Raw genomic sequence first — 16,279 nt, 5'->3', positions numbered from 1 at the left:
TTTTGCTCCTGTCTATGCGTATAGTGTTTTGTTTGTGTCTTCTTCTGCCGCTTCTTTTCAGTGGTTGCAACAACCCCGCTCAGTCTGACCTGCCGCCCGTATACTACGACGTGGGGGGCTTCGTTAACCGGCAAATAACCGACCTTTCAGCCCGTAAGCCGCTGGTTCAGAAAGCGGTTCAGATCAATCGGGAGCGTAGCCAGCAGACCGTGCGCACTATCAACTGGCAGCGTGAACTGGAGCTTTTTTTACAGGCCGACATCAACAAACCGGCCCTTCGCAGCAGCTACAACATTGCCCGGCCCGACTCGCTGACGTATCGATACACGCTGAAAAATTCGGAAGAACGCCTGACCGTCCGGTCGCTATTGGTTAAAGTCGATTCGGTTACGCGGCAACCCCGGCGTATTGAGGCCGTTCTGCAAACCAGTAACCCGCTATACGCTTCTGAGCGGCATCTGTTGCTCGAAAGCGGTCCAACCCGCACAGGCTGGCAGGTAAATCACTACAAATTATACGGCTTTCAGAAGTTGTCTTTCTTCGACAAAAATGAGTTCGCGGTTGAAGCCCGTATTCAGTAATCGCTGTTTTCAACCAGATTCCCGACGGCAACGGGCAGGATAAAAATAAACGTAGTACCCTCGCCTATTTCGGAGTGAATTTCGTAGCGGCCATGAATCTGATCCATTCGCGATTGAATGTTACGCAGTCCCATACCCGTTGCGTCGGCAGGATTCATGCCGCAGCCGTTGTCTTTCACAATCATGTTTAGTTCCGTACCAAATCGCCGAAACAATATGTAGGCTTCAGTGGCTTCGGAATGCCGTAAAATATTGCTACAGAGTTCAATACAGATTGAGTACAAATTAAATTCGGTTGTTTTATCCAGGCGCGGCAACTCGGCATTTTCAAGCCGGAAAACAATCTTCTGCGTACTATTCAGTTTATTTACCAACCGTTCCAGCGCCTGCGACAAGCCATGTTTTTCCAGCTCATCGGGTTGCAGATTGTGCGACAGATAACGGACTTCGGCAAAGGCTTCTTTTGTCATATTCAGCAGGTTCTGATACACCAACTGCTCCCGCTGCGATAGCCGGGCCGGGTTCAACGCCGACAAACTGGTTTTGATAGCCGCCAGTAAGCCCCCTAAGCTATCGTGCAAATCGGCAGCCATGCGTTTTCGTTCGAGCGTTTGCCCACGCAGCAGAGCGTCTTCAATTTCTTTGTTTTTAGCCCGTAGTTGCGCATTCGCCTGTTCGAGTTCGGCGGTCCGGGCGGCTACCTTGCTTTCCAGATCATGGTTGAAACTCTCGATTTCCCGCTTCTGTCGGCTCACTAACCGACTTTTGCGGAAGTAAACAATCGTGAAGAAAAGCAGCATTGCCAGCCCGGCCACCAAAAAGGCCCGCGTCAGGTATTGCCGTTCGATATCACTGTTCAGCGCGTCGATGTTCGCCTGTTGTTCGCGTCGGCTCCGCTCCGAATCGGCCCGCAGGCGTTCGGTTTCAATCCGCCGTTGAAGCTGGCTCATCCTGGTTTCACCAGCCAGTTGCTCGCGTTCGGTTTCGGCCCGCAACCGTGCAATTTCGGCTTGTCGGCGCAGGTCGATCAATTGCTGCTGCTGAACGAGCCGCTCCCGGTCGGCCTCGGCCCTAACCTGACCGATGTCATATTTCTTCTGCATAAGCGAGAGTTCTTCTACCCGCCGAAGATTGTTCAGGCTATCGCGCAGCACGACGTACTCTTCATACATTGCCAACGCTTGTGTGGGCTGATTTGCCAGCCGATAGGCCCGGTACAACGCCTGCGTAGCCATTTGCCGCATCCGTAAATAGCCCGACTGCCGGGCCACGGCCAGTGCTTTCTCGCCAAATTCAATAGCCAGTGCCGGTTTGTTGGTCAGGGTGTAGCATTCGGCCAGCCGCGCCCATACGGAAGCCTGCCCTGCCCGGTCGCGCAGTTGTGTCCACACGGCCAGCCCTTCATTGAAATACCGAATGGCCTGCTCGGGCTGATGACGGCTAATAAAAAAATCGCCCAGCCGCTCATTGGCATACGCCACGTTGGTTTGCGAATTGGTTTCAAATGCAATTTGCCGGCTGGCTTCATACTGCTGGCGGGCCTGCTCGAAACGCCCCTGCGCTTCGTAGACTTCACCCATTTGCGAGAGTGCCTGCGACGCTAATAATTTTCGATTTTTAGGGGTAAGTGATGTATTGTAGCTTAGCAGCGTCAATGACGTTTGGTAGCTTGTCAGAGCGTTATCGTATTCTTTGAGCAATGCATAAAGATCGCCCATGTTCATCTGCACCTGCCAGCGCGGTGAACTTTCGCGCGGCAATCCCACACACAGGGCCGACGCCCGCTGATTAATTTTAAGTGCCTGCACATAATCGGTCTGGGCGGTACGCAGGTAATATTCCTGCTGCATCATACCCCGCACGGCAAACAGCGTATTACGATAAGCCAAAGCCCGTTCTTCCAGGCGTTTAGCGTAGATATAACTGCTGTCGCGTTGCGGACCACGCATTTGTTTGAAAACCGAGATCATAAATCGCAGCCCCTCCAACCGCAGGGTATCGTTCCGGCGCGAGCGCGGCAGCTTATCGACAAGCCGCTGATGCGAACGGCCCAGTGTCAGCAAACTATCCATGTAGGCTGCATCGCTCCGGCGATCAAAATCCAGAGCAGGTAAATCTGGATAAGTCTGCCCAAAGCTCGTCAGACACCAGCCGAGCAATAATATTCCAGTACAAATGAATCGCATAGGGTAGGCACTGGTAGAGGTCGGTCCTAAAACAAACTCTAATGTAAGAACTATGTACAGATAATCAATTGATTAACAAAAATTTAGTACAGCCATTTTGCACCATACCGCGTAATGATTCATCCATAGATAAGTTGTGGTTTGACTACGTCGGAATTTCAATCAGCCACACAAACAGGCCGGGCAGAAATTTACCGAACGAGTCTGGTGCGAATCGCCCGGAATAACAATCTGTTTACTGAGTATTTTATTTACCAACAACACCTTTACTGGGTTTGCATCGCTTTGCTAAACCTATGCACACAAAACGCTTTCGCTCAACACTCTTTTTAGGCCTGGCCTTTTTTGTCGGAATTGGCAGCACGGCTTATCTACCCCGACCTACCACAAAGCTAACGCTGGGCAACAACACCCATATCGCCCTGATTGGCAACAATCTCGGTGCGCGGATGCTGAATTACGGCTCGTTCGAGACAGAGCTGCACCTGCGCTACCCCGATAAAAATCTCTTCATTCGCAACCTTTGCGACGGGGGCGACACGCCCGGTTTCCGGCCCCACGCGGGTCGAATGGATGCCTGGGCCTTTCCCGGTGCCGAAAAATTCCAGACCGAACTGGCCCAGAACTCCAGCAGTATCGGTACGTATCCCAAACCCGACGAATGGCTGACCACCCTCAAAGCCGACGTAGTGATTGCTTTTTTTGGCTTTAGCGAGTCTTACGCTGGCCCCGCCGGACTACCCTCTTTCAAAGCTGAACTGTCGGCGTTTGTGGAACACACACTCGCTCAACGCTATAACGGTAGCCAGGCTCCGCAGCTTGCGCTGGTATCGCCCATCGCGTTTCAGGACTTGTCGAAGCAGTTCGATTTGCCCAACGGCGTGGCCGAAAATCGCAATCTCAGCCTGTATGCGAAGGCTATCGAAGACGTAGCCCGCCAGCACAGCGTCCTGTTTCTGGATGCTTTCACGCCTGCTCAGCAATGGTTTCAGACCGGAGAGCAACTCACTATTGACGGGCAGCAACTAAACGAAGCCGGCTATTCGAAATTCGCCAGACTATTGGTTGATGGACTGTTTGGCCCGATGCCCATGCGTGACGAGAGTCGGCGCGAGGCTGTTCGGCAGGCGGTGCTCGACCACGCCTGGCACTGGCATAATGACTATAAAATCCCGAACGGGGTGCATGTCTATGGCCGTCGTTACAAGCCCTTTGGCCCCGACAATTACCCCGCCGAACTGGCCAAAATTCGCCAGATGACTGCCAACCGCGATACGCTCATCTGGCGCACCGCCAACGGACAGCCCTACGACCTGGCAGCCGCTGATGCCCGCACCAGCCCATTACCGCCTGTTGAAACCAATTTCAAACCCAATGCCGGGGTTCGGTATCTGTATGGCGACGAAGCCCTGCGGTCGTTCACAATGGCTCCGGGCTATAAAATCGAGTTATTTGCTTCAGAAAAAGAGTTTTCGGATCTGGCTAATCCCGCTCAGATTGCCTTCGACAACCGGGGGCGGCTTTGGGTTGCTACCATGCCAACCTACCCGCACTACCGCCCCGGCGACGCCCGGCCCAACGATAAACTGATTATTCTGGAAGATACCAACGGCGACGGTAAGGCCGATAAACAGACCGTTTTTGCCGACAATCTGCACCTTCCCACCGGCTTCGAACTTACCCCACAGGGCGTTTACATCGCTCAGGGAACCCACCTCAAACGCTACATCGATACGAACGGCGACGACCGGGCCGATCAGGTCGAGATTGTGCTGAGCGGCTTCGATGACCACGACACGCACCACAACATCCACGCCTTCAGCACCGACGAATCGGGAGCCATTTACATGGGCGAAGGCGTATTTCTGCACAGCAACGTCGAAACGCCCTACGGCACCATTCGCGGTACGCACGGGGGCTACATGCGCTACAATCCCCAACGCCAAAAACTCGACCGTGTGGTGCAAAACACCGTTTCCAACCCGTGGGGAGTAGCTTTCGACACCTGGGGACAACCATTCTGTTTGTCTACCTCCAGCCCCGACGTGTTCTGGCTCACACCCGGTTCCATCAAGGCCCGCTACGGCTTCACCTCGCCCGATTCAAGACCGCTCATCGAACAAACACAGCGTGTACGGCCTACCTCAGGGCTGGAATTCGTATCGAGCCGCCACTTCCCCGACGAGGTGCAGGGCGATATGATGCTCAATAATACCATTGGGTTTCTGGGCACGAAAATGCACCAGATGATTGACGACGGCACGGGCTACCAGACTCGCCACCGGATGGACCTGGTACGAAGCAGCGACCCCAACTTCCGGCCTGTCGATATGGAGTTTGCCCCCGACGGTTCGCTCTATCTGGCCGACTGGCATAACGTACTGATCGGCCACATGCAGCACAACGCCCGCGACCCCCTGCGCGACCATGTTCATGGGCGCATCTACCGCATCACCTACCCGGCCCGCCCGCTCGTAACGCCCGCGCCAGTCGATGGAGCGAGTGTGGAGCAATTACTGGAAAATCTCAAACTGCCCGAATATCGCACCCGCTACCGCACCCGGCGCGAACTGCGCGAACATAGCCCGGCAGAAGTACTGCCCAAACTACAGACCTGGATCGGGGGGCTGAATGCCAGTGATGCCAACTATCAGCACCACCTGCTCGAAGCGCTCTGGGTAAGCTGGGGCTTAAATCAGGTCGATCAAAGCTTATTGACGAAGCTTCTGAAATCGCCCGACTACCGGGTGCGGGCGGCAGCAGTACGCGTGGCACGGTTCAACGACCATCAACTGGGTTCCAGGCTGGGTACGATGCTAACCGAAGCCGCCCGTGACCCGCAGGGCCGGGTACGAATGGAAGCAATGGTGGCAAGTACGTGGTTGCCCAACGCGCAAAAAGAGCAGGTACTGGCAACGGTCGAAAAGCAGCCTGTCGACGATTGGATCAAGCCGCATCTGGATTTTATCAAAAGCCCCCATACCGATATGGTAAATCACAATATCCGGCCCAAGCCGGGGGCATCGACCGATAAGCTGGCATTAGGCAAAGCCATCTATAGCCGCGATGGATATTGCATCACCTGTCATCAGGCCGATGGAACGGGGCTTGAGTCGGCAGGTTTTCCGCCCTTAGCCAAAAGCAACTGGGTGACGGGCAGCCCCGAACGGCTCATCAAATTAGTGATGCATGGGTTATACGGCCCGCTGGAGGTGAATGGCAAAAAGTATCCCGGCAATGTGCCCATGACGCCCTACGGTCAACTGCTCAACGACGACGAAATGGTGAATGTATTGAATTACATCCGGTCGTCGTTTGGTAATTCGGCATCCGTACCCGTTACGTCGGCAATGGTAAAGCAGATACGCGAACAGACCAAAACCCGCAAGAGCTTCTATACGCCCGACGAACTCCTCAAGCAACACCCGAACTGATTGATTATGAAACGCTTGACGTACGCCATTCTGTTTTCTTTCGTACTTGCGGCAGCGGTGGCCCTTCGCCCCGCGACCCAGCAAAAACCACTGCACATCGTTTTCGTAACGGGCGACGAAGAGTACCGCTCCGAGGAGTCGATGCCGATGCTGGGGCGGATTTTAAAGCGTAACCTCGGCGCGAAAATTACAGTCTGCTATCCACTCGACAGTACGGGTGCCATCAATCCCAACCGCACCGATCATATTGCCGGGCTGGAAGCCCTTAAAACCGCCGACCTGATGGTGGTATTTGCCCGATGGCGCAACCTCCCCAAAGCCGAAGTGAAGTTAATTACCGACTACGCCGAAAGCGGCAGGCCGATGGTAGGTTTCCGAACGGCCACGCACACGTTTCAATACAAAACCGATTCGAGCCTGATGCACCTCAATACGGACTGGCCTGCGAAGGTCTTCGGGCAGCAATGGATTGTCCATCACGGGCATTTTGAGGATGGCAACGCCCCGCTAACATCGGTATATTTAATGTCCAATACCCAGACGCCTATTCTGAACGGGGTGCGGCCCTTCCAGGCTTACTCGTGGCTCTACCACGTAGATGGGGGCGACTGGAAATTACAGGGTGACGTAAAGCCGTTTCTGGAAGGCAAGTCGTTGCGGTCGCAGCATCAGCAGAAGGGCAACCTGGATAAATACCCCCTTACACAACCCGTAGCCTGGACCAAAACCTATACCGGCAGCAGTGGCAAAGCAGCCCGCGTGTTTTTCACGACGCTGGGCCACCCTTTCGATTTTAAAGAAGAAAGTATGCGGAAGCTGGTTCTGAATGGCATTTACTGGGCCTTAGGCCGGGAAAAAGACATTCCAAAAAACGGTGTCAATGCGGAGTTTGCCGCTCCTTATGAACCTAATAATTCGGGTTTTGGCGAGAAATACAAAAAAGGACAGAAGCCGGTAGCCATCAACTGAGGAATCGCATAGCCGCCCATCAGTAGCCGTTCGCATCGGCAACCGGAATCACGGGCGCGTCGGCGGCAACGGCCCCAAACCGGCGGTAAGCATCTTCCATGATTGTAGCCGTAGCCGATGCACCCAGCCGCGAGACGCCCATTTCTTTTACCTTCAGCAGCCCATCAAGCGTGCGGACACCCCCGGCAGCTTTCACCCGGACTCCCGGCCCCACGTGGTCAAGCATCAAACGCAGGTCGTGTTCGGTAGCTCCTTCGTAGCTGTATTTACCGTCTGCACCCTTCACAAAACCGTAACCCGTTGAGGTCTTGACAAAAGCCGCTCCCACTTCTGTACATAGTTCGCAGAGCCGGATCTTGTAGCTGTCCTGAGGTAGATAGTCATTCTCAAAAATTACCTTCAGAATGGCCCCATGCGCCACTGTAGCCTCATTAACAGCCCGAATTTCGTCGGTAACATAACTCCAGTTTTCGCCCAGTACCTTGCCGATATTAACGACCATATCGATTTCTACGGCACCATCCCGGCAAGCCTGCTCGGTTTCGGCGACCTTGATGGAAATTGCGCTATTGCCCGCCGGAAAGCCAATCACTGTACCTACCAGCACGTCGGAGCCAGCCAATAGCTCCTGTGCCATCGCAACGGCGTAAGGTTTCACGCAAACCGATGCTACGTCATATTTCAGAGCCAGCAGGCAACCAGCATGAAGTTCTGTATCAGTCATGGTGGGGTGCAGCAGCGAGTGGTCAATCATTTTGGCGATCTCGCGAATAAGTGTCTGGTTCATCGTATCGGGGAAATTAGTTAATACAGAACAAATACGGCACTGGTTATGAATGGATTACTTACTATCGCTGATAGCGTAGCGGTCGGTATGACAATATAGTTGGCTGTAGACATGGATGTTGGGCAGGTTGGTCAGATACCGCCGTTCGATGTAGATGAGTGGGGTGGCCGAAGCGCATCCAAGCAACTCGGCCTGTGCATTGGTCGCACTTGTAGCCCGTAGCCACTGTTCCATGTTCCGAATGTCGAGCTGATATTGGCTGTGTAGTGTCCGAAACAAGGACCCATCGAGCAGTTCTCCGGTTAGAATAGCGTCTACGCCAATGTTGGGCACCCACGTATATTCAAGCATCACGGGTTCGTTGTCGGCGTACCGAATCCGGGACAGGCTCAGGCAGTTGAGGGCGCGTTCGGCAGTTGTCAATTCATAAAAAAAGACGGCGGGCCAGTCACGCAGAGCCGGTGGCTCCAGGAACTTTGTCTGCACTAAGTGGTTGGTGCTGACCACCTCCGAAAACCCGCGAAACGATAGTAGTCCCAGTGCCTGCCGCTCAGACCGAACCACACTCCCCCGTCCGTGCTGCCGCTCAATGTATCCTTCCCGTACCAGTTCGGACAATGCCTGCCGAACGGTCATGCGCGATGTTTGAAACTGCGTAGATAACTCGTTCTCCGATGGCAGCAACGACCCTTTCGGGTAAACGCCCCCAGTAAGCTGGTGTTTTAACGACTCATAAATTAGCTGGTATCGACGCGGTTTGGCAACCATGTTGTAAAGGTATACAACAGTCTTGTCTATACAAGTATGACGTAGCTATTTTTTCTTACCGGCTGTTTGACGCTGGTTTAGCGTCCCCGCCGAAGACCGCCACCACTCTGATTCGGTGCAGGACGATTGCCGCCTACCGAACGGCTGGGCCGCTGAAAATCGTTCGATTGCCGGTGTTGGTCAAAGCTGTTCTGTCGTTGTAAGGCCCGGTCGCGAGTCTGAACGGCCCGGTTGAGATCGCGGTTATCGCCACCTGTTGGCCTCCAGTTACCCTGTTCCCGTTGCTGTAAGCCTCCCCCTTGTTCGCGCCGAAAAACGTTGCCGCTACGGTCCGTAAATACGTCATTGGGAATGCCGGTCGCCTTACCTGGTACGCGCTCCCGCACTGCGCCACCTACCCGGTTGGGAACATCACGGTTGCCCACTTCGGGCCGATTAACGGAAGGTCGACTGATGTCGGGCCGACTGACAGAAGGTCGACTAACATCAGGGCGATTGGCTGAGGGGCGACTAACGTCGGGGCGATTAGTTGACGGGCGGCTAATGTCAGGACGACTGATGCCGGGCCGACCGCTCAGGCCGGGGTTAGCTGGGGATGGGCGGTTCTGGGGTCGGTTGGCAAGAGGCCGGTTAACAGACCCCAAACTGCCACCGGGTCGCCGGTTGACGTCACGTGTTACCACACCCCGTTGGCGAGTGTAGATATTATTGGTATGATTGATATTAATGTTTATCTGATTGACATTCACCGGACGCCCTCGGTAAATGGGCCTGGCTCCGTAGTAACCGCCATAGTAAGGACGGTATGGGGGGCGGTACACAGGCGGGCCAAACCAACCTCCGCCGTAATAGCTCCGCGAACTATAGAAAAAGAAGCCCCCGCCAAAGCCGACAGTCATCGAAAATCCAGTCCAGGGATTATAACACATACCATATCCCCAGGTTACCGGTCGCGGATAGTACACGGCCCCATACCAGGGTCGGTAAAAATACCCTGTACCATAAACGACCGTTGGACCGGCTACATAGCAACCCATGTAACCCGGCGTATAGCCCATATACACATACTGGGGCGTGGTGTCGTAAATGTATACGTATCGAGTGTTATAAGCCGGATCACTGGGCGGGATTCTATCCACCTGCCCCGGTCGTTCCGTACATACCGTCCAGGGACCATTTGCATTGGCCGACTCAAACCAAACCCCATTTTCAACGCAGTAATATTTTCTGTTGGAACCTGACCGCATAACCGTGCTGGCAGTATTGACCGCCCGCTCCAGGTCGGTTTGGGGTATAGACTCAAACTGCGGTTCACCGTCGTAGCTAACCGTTGCAGTAGCCGTTTTGCGGTCTACTTTGGCTGTTTGTGGAATCTGGGCATCCAGCACTGCTTCTTCGGCTGCGTGTGTCCCGGCCACATTAGCCAGAATTACATCTTTCTCGGAGCCTTCGGGTATTTTGGCGAAGTCAGCCGGTAGTTTATCGGGGGCTACATATTGCCAGGGACCGTTGAGCGATGGGGCTGCATACCAGCGGCCAGATAGCAGCACGTAGGTTTTCTGGCTATTAATGTCCTTAAAAACCTCATTTGAGGTGTTGGACATATACAGCAAGCTCGTTCCCTCGACGGATGCATATTGCGCTTCACCATCGGATTGAATCAATTCGGTAGGCTTCGTGCGTACCACAATGGCAGTTGGGCCTTTGGGCGTACTGGGTGCGTCGTTTTCCGTCGTCTTGGCGTTGGCCTGCTGCTCCTTCTCCTGTTTTTTCAGTTGCTCGTCAAGCTGTTTGATCTTCGACGGCAATTTGGTGAGAGGTTGCCAGCCAGTGAGTATTTCCGGCGAGTTGTACCAATATTTACCCCCGTAGAGATAATACGTTGCCCCATCTTTGATAATCAGGTACGGCGTATTCATTACCCGATCCATCTTCAGTTCTTTATCCGGCTTAACAACCGGATCGCCATCGAGCAGCACCAACGTAGAGGGCTTATCGGTGTAGATAATAGTGGGGGGTTCGTTGCGATACTCGTCGGTGGTTGTGCTACGCGTGTTTTCCAAGGCCGTCAGCAACTGATCGAGCGAGAGTTCCAGTTCCCATTTCGGTATTTCGGTTTCCAGCAGCGTTTTCAACTGCTCGATCTCGCCCTCTTTCGCATCGGCAAACTTCGCATTACGTACCGTCACACTTTCAAGGGTTGCTGTACGGCTGTCCTTGTCGGTATCTAATGTGGCATCTACAAAAACAGCACCAAACACAGGTTCGTCGCCTGCTTTCCGGCGTACCGACACAGCCGCGCGGGCACTAAGTTTATTGCCATTAAGATTTTCCGGCTGCGGCTGATAGATAACGATTTTTCCGCCCGAAGCAAGCGCAATTTCCCGAGGCCAGTTTGATTGCGCTACGGCAGTGAAACTAACCAGACAGCCCAGCAGGATAAAATAGTAATAACGTGGAGTTCGCATAACGTACTGTGTAACTTACAAATGTAATAGCCCGTTTTACGCTTAATCAAGTAAAAAGTCTCACGTTTACTGAACTCCGAACAGCGTTATTTTCGCCCGACGGCCAGTGAAACCCGGCACAAAACGGTACGTAAAAAACACTTTTCGAATACGTCTCTGTCCCCCCGCAGGTTAAGTGCGCTGCTTTCTTCCCCGCGCCGGATAATTTGATTGATGGGAACCCGGTCGCGTCCGCCATTGCCATAAACTACTTCGGCCTCAAACATCTCGAGGGGGGCATCCCAGACTCTGAATTTCAGTGCCCTAAAGAAGCCTTCGTGAAATACATTCACGGCGTCGCGGCTAACGCCATAGCTGACTACAGTAGTCCCTAAGTCCTGCCAAAGTGGGGGTCTGCCCGGCGGGCGACCTGGATGCACGCCGGGATGGTTACCCGGCGGGCGACCCGGATGGTTACCGGGAGGACGGCCAATAATTACCCCTTGCGCCCATGTGGCCGAGGGCGTAGAGAAATAGATAATCAGCAGCATGGGCCAGATAGCGGCCAACTGAACAAACCGACGGCGAGGTAAATGGAATAAAGTCGATATGGAGGAGAAAGAAGTCATGTTTTTCATCGAACTGAAGATGAGCTGAGGTTGACGGTTAGTTGCTCGAGGGTTTAGGCATTCGGGGGCGTCGAGACATATAGTTTCGGCTATTCAGGATGTAGCGTGCACTGAACGCTCCGTTGATTGGACTGAAGCCGGTTCGGTTGATAAAGAAAAAGGTAGGTGCCCAGTCGACCGAGAGCGAGATGGGTACTTGCTTCAACCGCCAGTCGAATCCGAGTATACCACTAATACCAATGTGCGTGTTGCGAAAAATCCAGGTAGGGCCAAAACCAATCTGAGCATTCAGTCGATTTCCAGATAAAGCAGGTAATTTTTCGAACAGGGCCGTAATCCCCAGATTATTCACCTTGGGATCAAAGTTGTAGCTGCCAATCAGTTCAAAAGCTGACTGATTATTCTTCGAATACTTCTTTAGCGTTACGCCGGAAGATCCTCCCAAACGCACACCAGAAGCCCACTCGCCCCCAACGGATGTTCCATCCTGCGCAAACGAAGACAAGTTGACATTAATCAATAATGCGGTTGTCAGAATCCAAAAAAGTTTCATACTATCTAAAGCGTTTTTTTACTACTGTTGTACGGAAAATGCAGTTCAGACGTCAGCCGGCATCGAAAAGTTGCCCAGTGTGTTCTGACAAGCCCCTGCCCCCCTGCCCAATAATTGTCTGCATTTCATGCGCAGGTATGTTAAGGGGAGTAATCTGAAATGGTTCGACTATGTAAATAGCCCCTGTGTGAGCGTTGGGAACATGAGGTACGTATACGACGTTAGCACCGGCAATGTCTCGTTCAATGAGCAGGGCAGGTTGCCAGCCTCCGTTGATATATACCAGCACACTTTGCGAATCGACTGAGGAGATAAGCCCTGACTTCTCCGACTTGCTGACGAACAGCAGCCCGGCAATAAATCCCGCCAAAACCAGGATGCCTATTATGAGTATTGCAACAAGCGTATAATCTAACCAGGTGCCTATTCGCAGGTCTTCAACTATCTGTTGCAACAACCGATATAGCGTCACAAACGCCCTGCTGAAGAGAACAGCCACCAGCAGAACAGCGACCGTAATAATCGTGAGCTGAACAAATTGTCGAAGACGCGCCATAGCTGTAGAGGCTTGCGCCGACTATCGTTGTTGGCGTAATTCACCCAAAAGCGGAATCTCTTTTTGCAGTTCGGCTTTGATGGCCGTGTCGAGGTAGCTCTCCAATTGAAGAAACTGACTTGCTCTTAACGGCGAGACCGCCTTCTTGAACTTGCCGTAATATTTCTTCTGGAGTTTGTCTAAGGCAATATTGTTGCTGAAGACCCGGTTAGCCAGCTCGTCTGCTTTTGCATCAGTCATGTTCTGATACGTGCGGCCATACTCACCAATAATGTTGACGCGATCATCACCCAGTTTCCTGCGTCCGGCGGTGTATTCTTCGTATATCGGCCAGAACTTTGCTGCTTCCGAGTCGTTAAACTTCATGTATTTCGATACAATATCTTTCTTCTCCAATCCCCAAATGCTGCGGATGAGTTGAACTTCGTCGCGGTTAACCTGAGCAAGTGTTTGTGCGGAGGCAGAGCTAATCAGACACACCCCTATGAGGAAAGCCTGTACTATGAGAATAAGTTTTTTCATTTAACTAGTTGATTTTAAACATGTTTCACAGAAAACTTTTGAAAATAGGCGCATATCATATACAGGTGACTGCTATCAGAAACTGAGCGTAAGGCCAGCGTTGGTATGCATTTGAAGAATGGCTGATCCACCCGAAAGCCCGAGGTTACACCCTCCCGGCCCGCAGAACACACCACCCCCAACCCACAAAATCGGCATCAATAAAGAAGCTTCGATCTTCCAGCCGAGCGGCCCGCCAAGTGACCCAACGGCTCCTCCCGTTACCCCCATAGCAAACCGGGTTTCGTTGTTGAACTGCCTCGATACCGGATCAAAAACTACCAGCCCGGCCTGTACTCCGGCGAAAGGATGTACCGGGCCGTCGATAGCAAACTCCCGTACATTGCCAGCCAGCACATAATGTATATTGACGTCGGTCAGCCTGCGGTCTCCCTGTGTGCCATTAAAATTGCCATACGGTTGGAGCCATAATTCGGTAGGCTGGTTGATGTATGTAATCATAAAGCGGTCGGTTTCCCGCCAACGATAGGAAAGCGAACCACTCCAGTTGAAGCTATCGAGGAGCCGAAGCCGCCCTTCGTTGAGCCGGAGCGAGCCAAAAAACTGGTAGCCGCCCGTAACGTCCAATCGCCATGTAGGAGCTGGCTTCGTGAAAGTAAGTCCCCCTTTATAGGTGGGCGGCACGGTTTGTGCCTGTAGCAACGAAACGGTCTGCGAGAATGCAATAAGGAGTGCGAGACGAAAGACGATAGTTTTGGGTGCGAAAGTTCTCATATAGTGAGTGTTGTGACGGATAAGACTTCGGTGTCGAGTGCGTTATAAAATACCGTCTTTAGCGAGCCTATCCACTGTGAGTTGGGCAAGGTCTCGGGAGAAATCTCTGATTGATGGTGGGTCATAGGTCTTCGACTGTGCAGACCAGAGCAGTTTTTCACTGCCCACCTCGTATAAGTTTGTCTCCAGAAAGTACGTATCGAGCGTTGTATAGTAGTCTGATGAATAGACCATTGGATACACGCGGCTGTAGTATCCATAGAAATTGCTGTAGTACGGGCCGACCGGTGCATAGGTTAGCGTGCCAGGCACGTAGCGAGTCTCCGTGTTGCTTTTGATGAGTGAGGCTGTCAGCACGGCGTCGTGGCCTGTCTCGCGAATGGTTTTTATAATATCTTCGCGGGCAGGCAGTTTGCCCTCTCTGAACGTGGGCGGGAAAATGTCGATACTACGCGTCGCCTGTATGCCTTTACGCTGAAGGCGGCTTACCAAATCTGTTTCAACCGTTTGCCGGGCGTAAGCATCGCTGGTAAGTGCGGCCACCAATACTTTCGTATAAGCCTTCCTGACCGCATCGGGGCTTTTCCACGAACCAGTAATCCGCGCGGAGGAACCGCAGCCAACCATCAGGTGACTGCTGATGAGCACCGTACTAATCAGTAAAAAATGACAGGTAATTTTTTTCATACCAGAACATCAAACCGGCGATTGACTGCTTTTGCGGCTGCCAAGTTAGTGTTCGTTGGAATTAGATAAACGAACGAGTCACATGGACTTGTCCGAATTTATAAATCTTAACAAGTGATTGGCTTGCGTTATCGTCAGATTGGGCCCCGGAATAAAATAGACTGGTTATACAGTACCTTTTATGGTCCGAATGTAGTCAGATGGAGTTTTACCGCAGTGTTTTTTAAAGGCTGTAATGAAGGATGTCCGATTGGTGAAGCCGCTTTCCTGGGCCAGTGCTTCGAGCGTTTTATGTTTCCACTCATTTTTATCCAATCGCTGTTTCAGGTATTCAATCCGCCAGTGATTGATGTATTCATTGAAATGATAGCCGTAGTGCCGGTTGATAACCGCCGACAGATGATGCAAGGGAATGCCTGTAGTTTCGGCCATCTCCCGAAGGGTATATCCCCGTTGCAGAAAAGCCTTTTGAGATTCCATAAACTCCCGAATTTGGCGGTCATATACCGAAACCAGCGACTTAGGGATGTATTCTTCCAATTGGGATTCATCCAGTTTGCCCGGCTTTTCTGTGTGTTGATCCACCTTGTACTCAAACGACTCGGAATGTTGCTTAAACAATTTGACTCTGAAGTATAATACCAGTACTACTGCGGCTAACATGGTGGCGTAAACAGTGTACCGGCCTAACATGGAATTCACAAGTATGAAGTCAAAAAAGATGATAATCAGAACACATGTCAACTGGGAAAATCCTAAAATATATATGATAGTTCGCTTTGTGTGATGGAAAGCCCATTCAGCAGGGTTAGACTGGATTTGCCAGAGAACATAACCACTATACAGAGCCGGTGAAGATAAACAGACTACGGCGGATAGCTGGCTATACCAATTGATAAGAGAATTATTTTGACGCATTGACAGCACATACACCAACACCTGGATCAAGAACAGAGCTACAAAGGGCAGACAATGAAGCAGTGCAGTACGGAGTGGAATAGGTTGGCCTTTAATTCGTTGGTAGTAAAACAGAAGAAGCGGCCCGTAAAGCAAACTGGAACTGTCTCGCAGTTTATAGAACAGGATGTAATTCCCGCTAATCCATAAGATATATTTAGATACTACTTTGAATAGAATTGCGGCTAAAAACAGCAGTAGATAGTAGTCTTCGCTATCAGTTTTTTTGTTTGGCCACACGATTATACACGTAATCAGTGCCTGTATAGCGGTTAGTATGAAGAATATATCTAAGCTCATTGTCGTGATAGTCCTTAACCCATAAGTCTGGATAAATGAAAAATGAGAGGCAATAGACGTGGATTAATGTAGTTCAGACCATAATGTAAAAGCGTTTCGACTTAGCCATAGTGCAGGCAAGATACTGAC

General features: G+C 52.0%; 14 protein-coding genes. 3 read left to right on the top strand and 11 right to left on the bottom strand.

The features are described from left to right. Positions 1-14: 14 nt before the first annotated feature. On the top strand, positions 15-581 hold the full coding sequence (locus AWR27_RS23685; protein WP_077133474.1) for a hypothetical protein: 567 nt from the start codon (positions 15-17) through the stop codon (positions 579-581). Here AWR27_RS23685 and AWR27_RS23680 read toward each other — a convergent pair. Next, positions 575-2,767, bottom strand: a complete 2,193-nt coding sequence (locus tag AWR27_RS23680) for a tetratricopeptide repeat-containing sensor histidine kinase (protein ID WP_077133473.1) — start codon at positions 2,765-2,767, stop codon at positions 575-577. The genes AWR27_RS23685 and AWR27_RS23680 overlap by 7 nt on opposite strands. A gap of 296 nt (positions 2,768-3,063) precedes the next feature. On the opposite strand from AWR27_RS23680, the gene AWR27_RS23675 reads away from it, so the two are divergent. Next, the gene (locus tag AWR27_RS23675; RefSeq protein WP_077133472.1) at positions 3,064-6,201 is read left to right on the top strand and encodes a PVC-type heme-binding CxxCH protein; all 3,138 of its coding nucleotides are present in this window, start codon (positions 3,064-3,066) and stop codon (positions 6,199-6,201) included. Positions 6,202-6,207: 6 nt separating this feature from the next. Next, a complete protein-coding gene (locus tag AWR27_RS23670) occupies positions 6,208-7,170 on the top strand; it encodes a ThuA domain-containing protein (RefSeq protein ID WP_077134173.1) in 963 nt (320 codons plus the stop codon). Positions 7,171-7,189: 19 nt separating this feature from the next. On the opposite strand, the gene deoC is transcribed toward AWR27_RS23670, so the two are convergent. The 10 genes from deoC to AWR27_RS25620 form a co-directional block, all read right to left on the bottom strand. Beyond that, on the bottom strand, positions 7,190-7,957 hold the full coding sequence (gene deoC / locus AWR27_RS23665; protein WP_077133471.1) for a deoxyribose-phosphate aldolase: 768 nt from the start codon (positions 7,955-7,957) through the stop codon (positions 7,190-7,192). Between the two features lie 54 nt (positions 7,958-8,011). Then, positions 8,012-8,725, bottom strand: a complete 714-nt coding sequence (locus tag AWR27_RS23660; RefSeq protein WP_077133470.1) for a GntR family transcriptional regulator — start codon at positions 8,723-8,725, stop codon at positions 8,012-8,014. A 77-nt stretch (positions 8,726-8,802) separates the two neighbouring features. Then, the gene (locus AWR27_RS23655; protein WP_077133469.1) at positions 8,803-11,193 is read right to left on the bottom strand and encodes a hypothetical protein; all 2,391 of its coding nucleotides are present in this window, start codon (positions 11,191-11,193) and stop codon (positions 8,803-8,805) included. A gap of 86 nt (positions 11,194-11,279) precedes the next feature. Beyond that, a complete protein-coding gene (locus AWR27_RS23650) occupies positions 11,280-11,801 on the bottom strand; it encodes a hypothetical protein (protein ID WP_157579298.1) in 522 nt (173 codons plus the stop codon). A gap of 37 nt (positions 11,802-11,838) precedes the next feature. After that, positions 11,839-12,354: a hypothetical protein gene (locus tag AWR27_RS23645; RefSeq protein WP_077133467.1), complete on the bottom strand. Its 516-nt coding sequence runs from the start codon at positions 12,352-12,354 to the stop codon at positions 11,839-11,841. Between the two features lie 52 nt (positions 12,355-12,406). Then, positions 12,407-12,910: a hypothetical protein gene (locus tag AWR27_RS23640; protein WP_077133466.1), complete on the bottom strand. Its 504-nt coding sequence runs from the start codon at positions 12,908-12,910 to the stop codon at positions 12,407-12,409. 21 nt (positions 12,911-12,931) lie between these two features. Then, positions 12,932-13,432 (bottom strand): hypothetical protein, encoded by a 501-nt coding sequence (locus AWR27_RS23635; protein ID WP_077133465.1) that lies wholly within the window; start codon positions 13,430-13,432, stop codon positions 12,932-12,934. A 75-nt stretch (positions 13,433-13,507) separates the two neighbouring features. Then, positions 13,508-14,206 carry a hypothetical protein gene (locus AWR27_RS23630; protein WP_077133464.1) on the bottom strand — a complete coding sequence of 233 codons (699 nt, stop codon included), beginning with the start codon at positions 14,204-14,206 and terminating at the stop codon, positions 13,508-13,510. A 42-nt stretch (positions 14,207-14,248) separates the two neighbouring features. Continuing rightward, positions 14,249-14,893 (bottom strand): hypothetical protein, encoded by a 645-nt coding sequence (locus AWR27_RS23625; RefSeq protein WP_077133463.1) that lies wholly within the window; start codon positions 14,891-14,893, stop codon positions 14,249-14,251. A 165-nt stretch (positions 14,894-15,058) separates the two neighbouring features. Further along, on the bottom strand, positions 15,059-15,478 hold the full coding sequence (locus AWR27_RS25620) for a helix-turn-helix domain-containing protein (protein WP_198045075.1): 420 nt from the start codon (positions 15,476-15,478) through the stop codon (positions 15,059-15,061). Positions 15,479-16,279 lie beyond the last annotated feature (801 nt).

The organism is Spirosoma montaniterrae, from assembly GCF_001988955.1.
GTDB classification, from domain to species: domain Bacteria; phylum Bacteroidota; class Bacteroidia; order Cytophagales; family Spirosomataceae; genus Spirosoma; species Spirosoma montaniterrae.
This window is presented reverse-complemented; position numbering and strand designations above follow the sequence as displayed.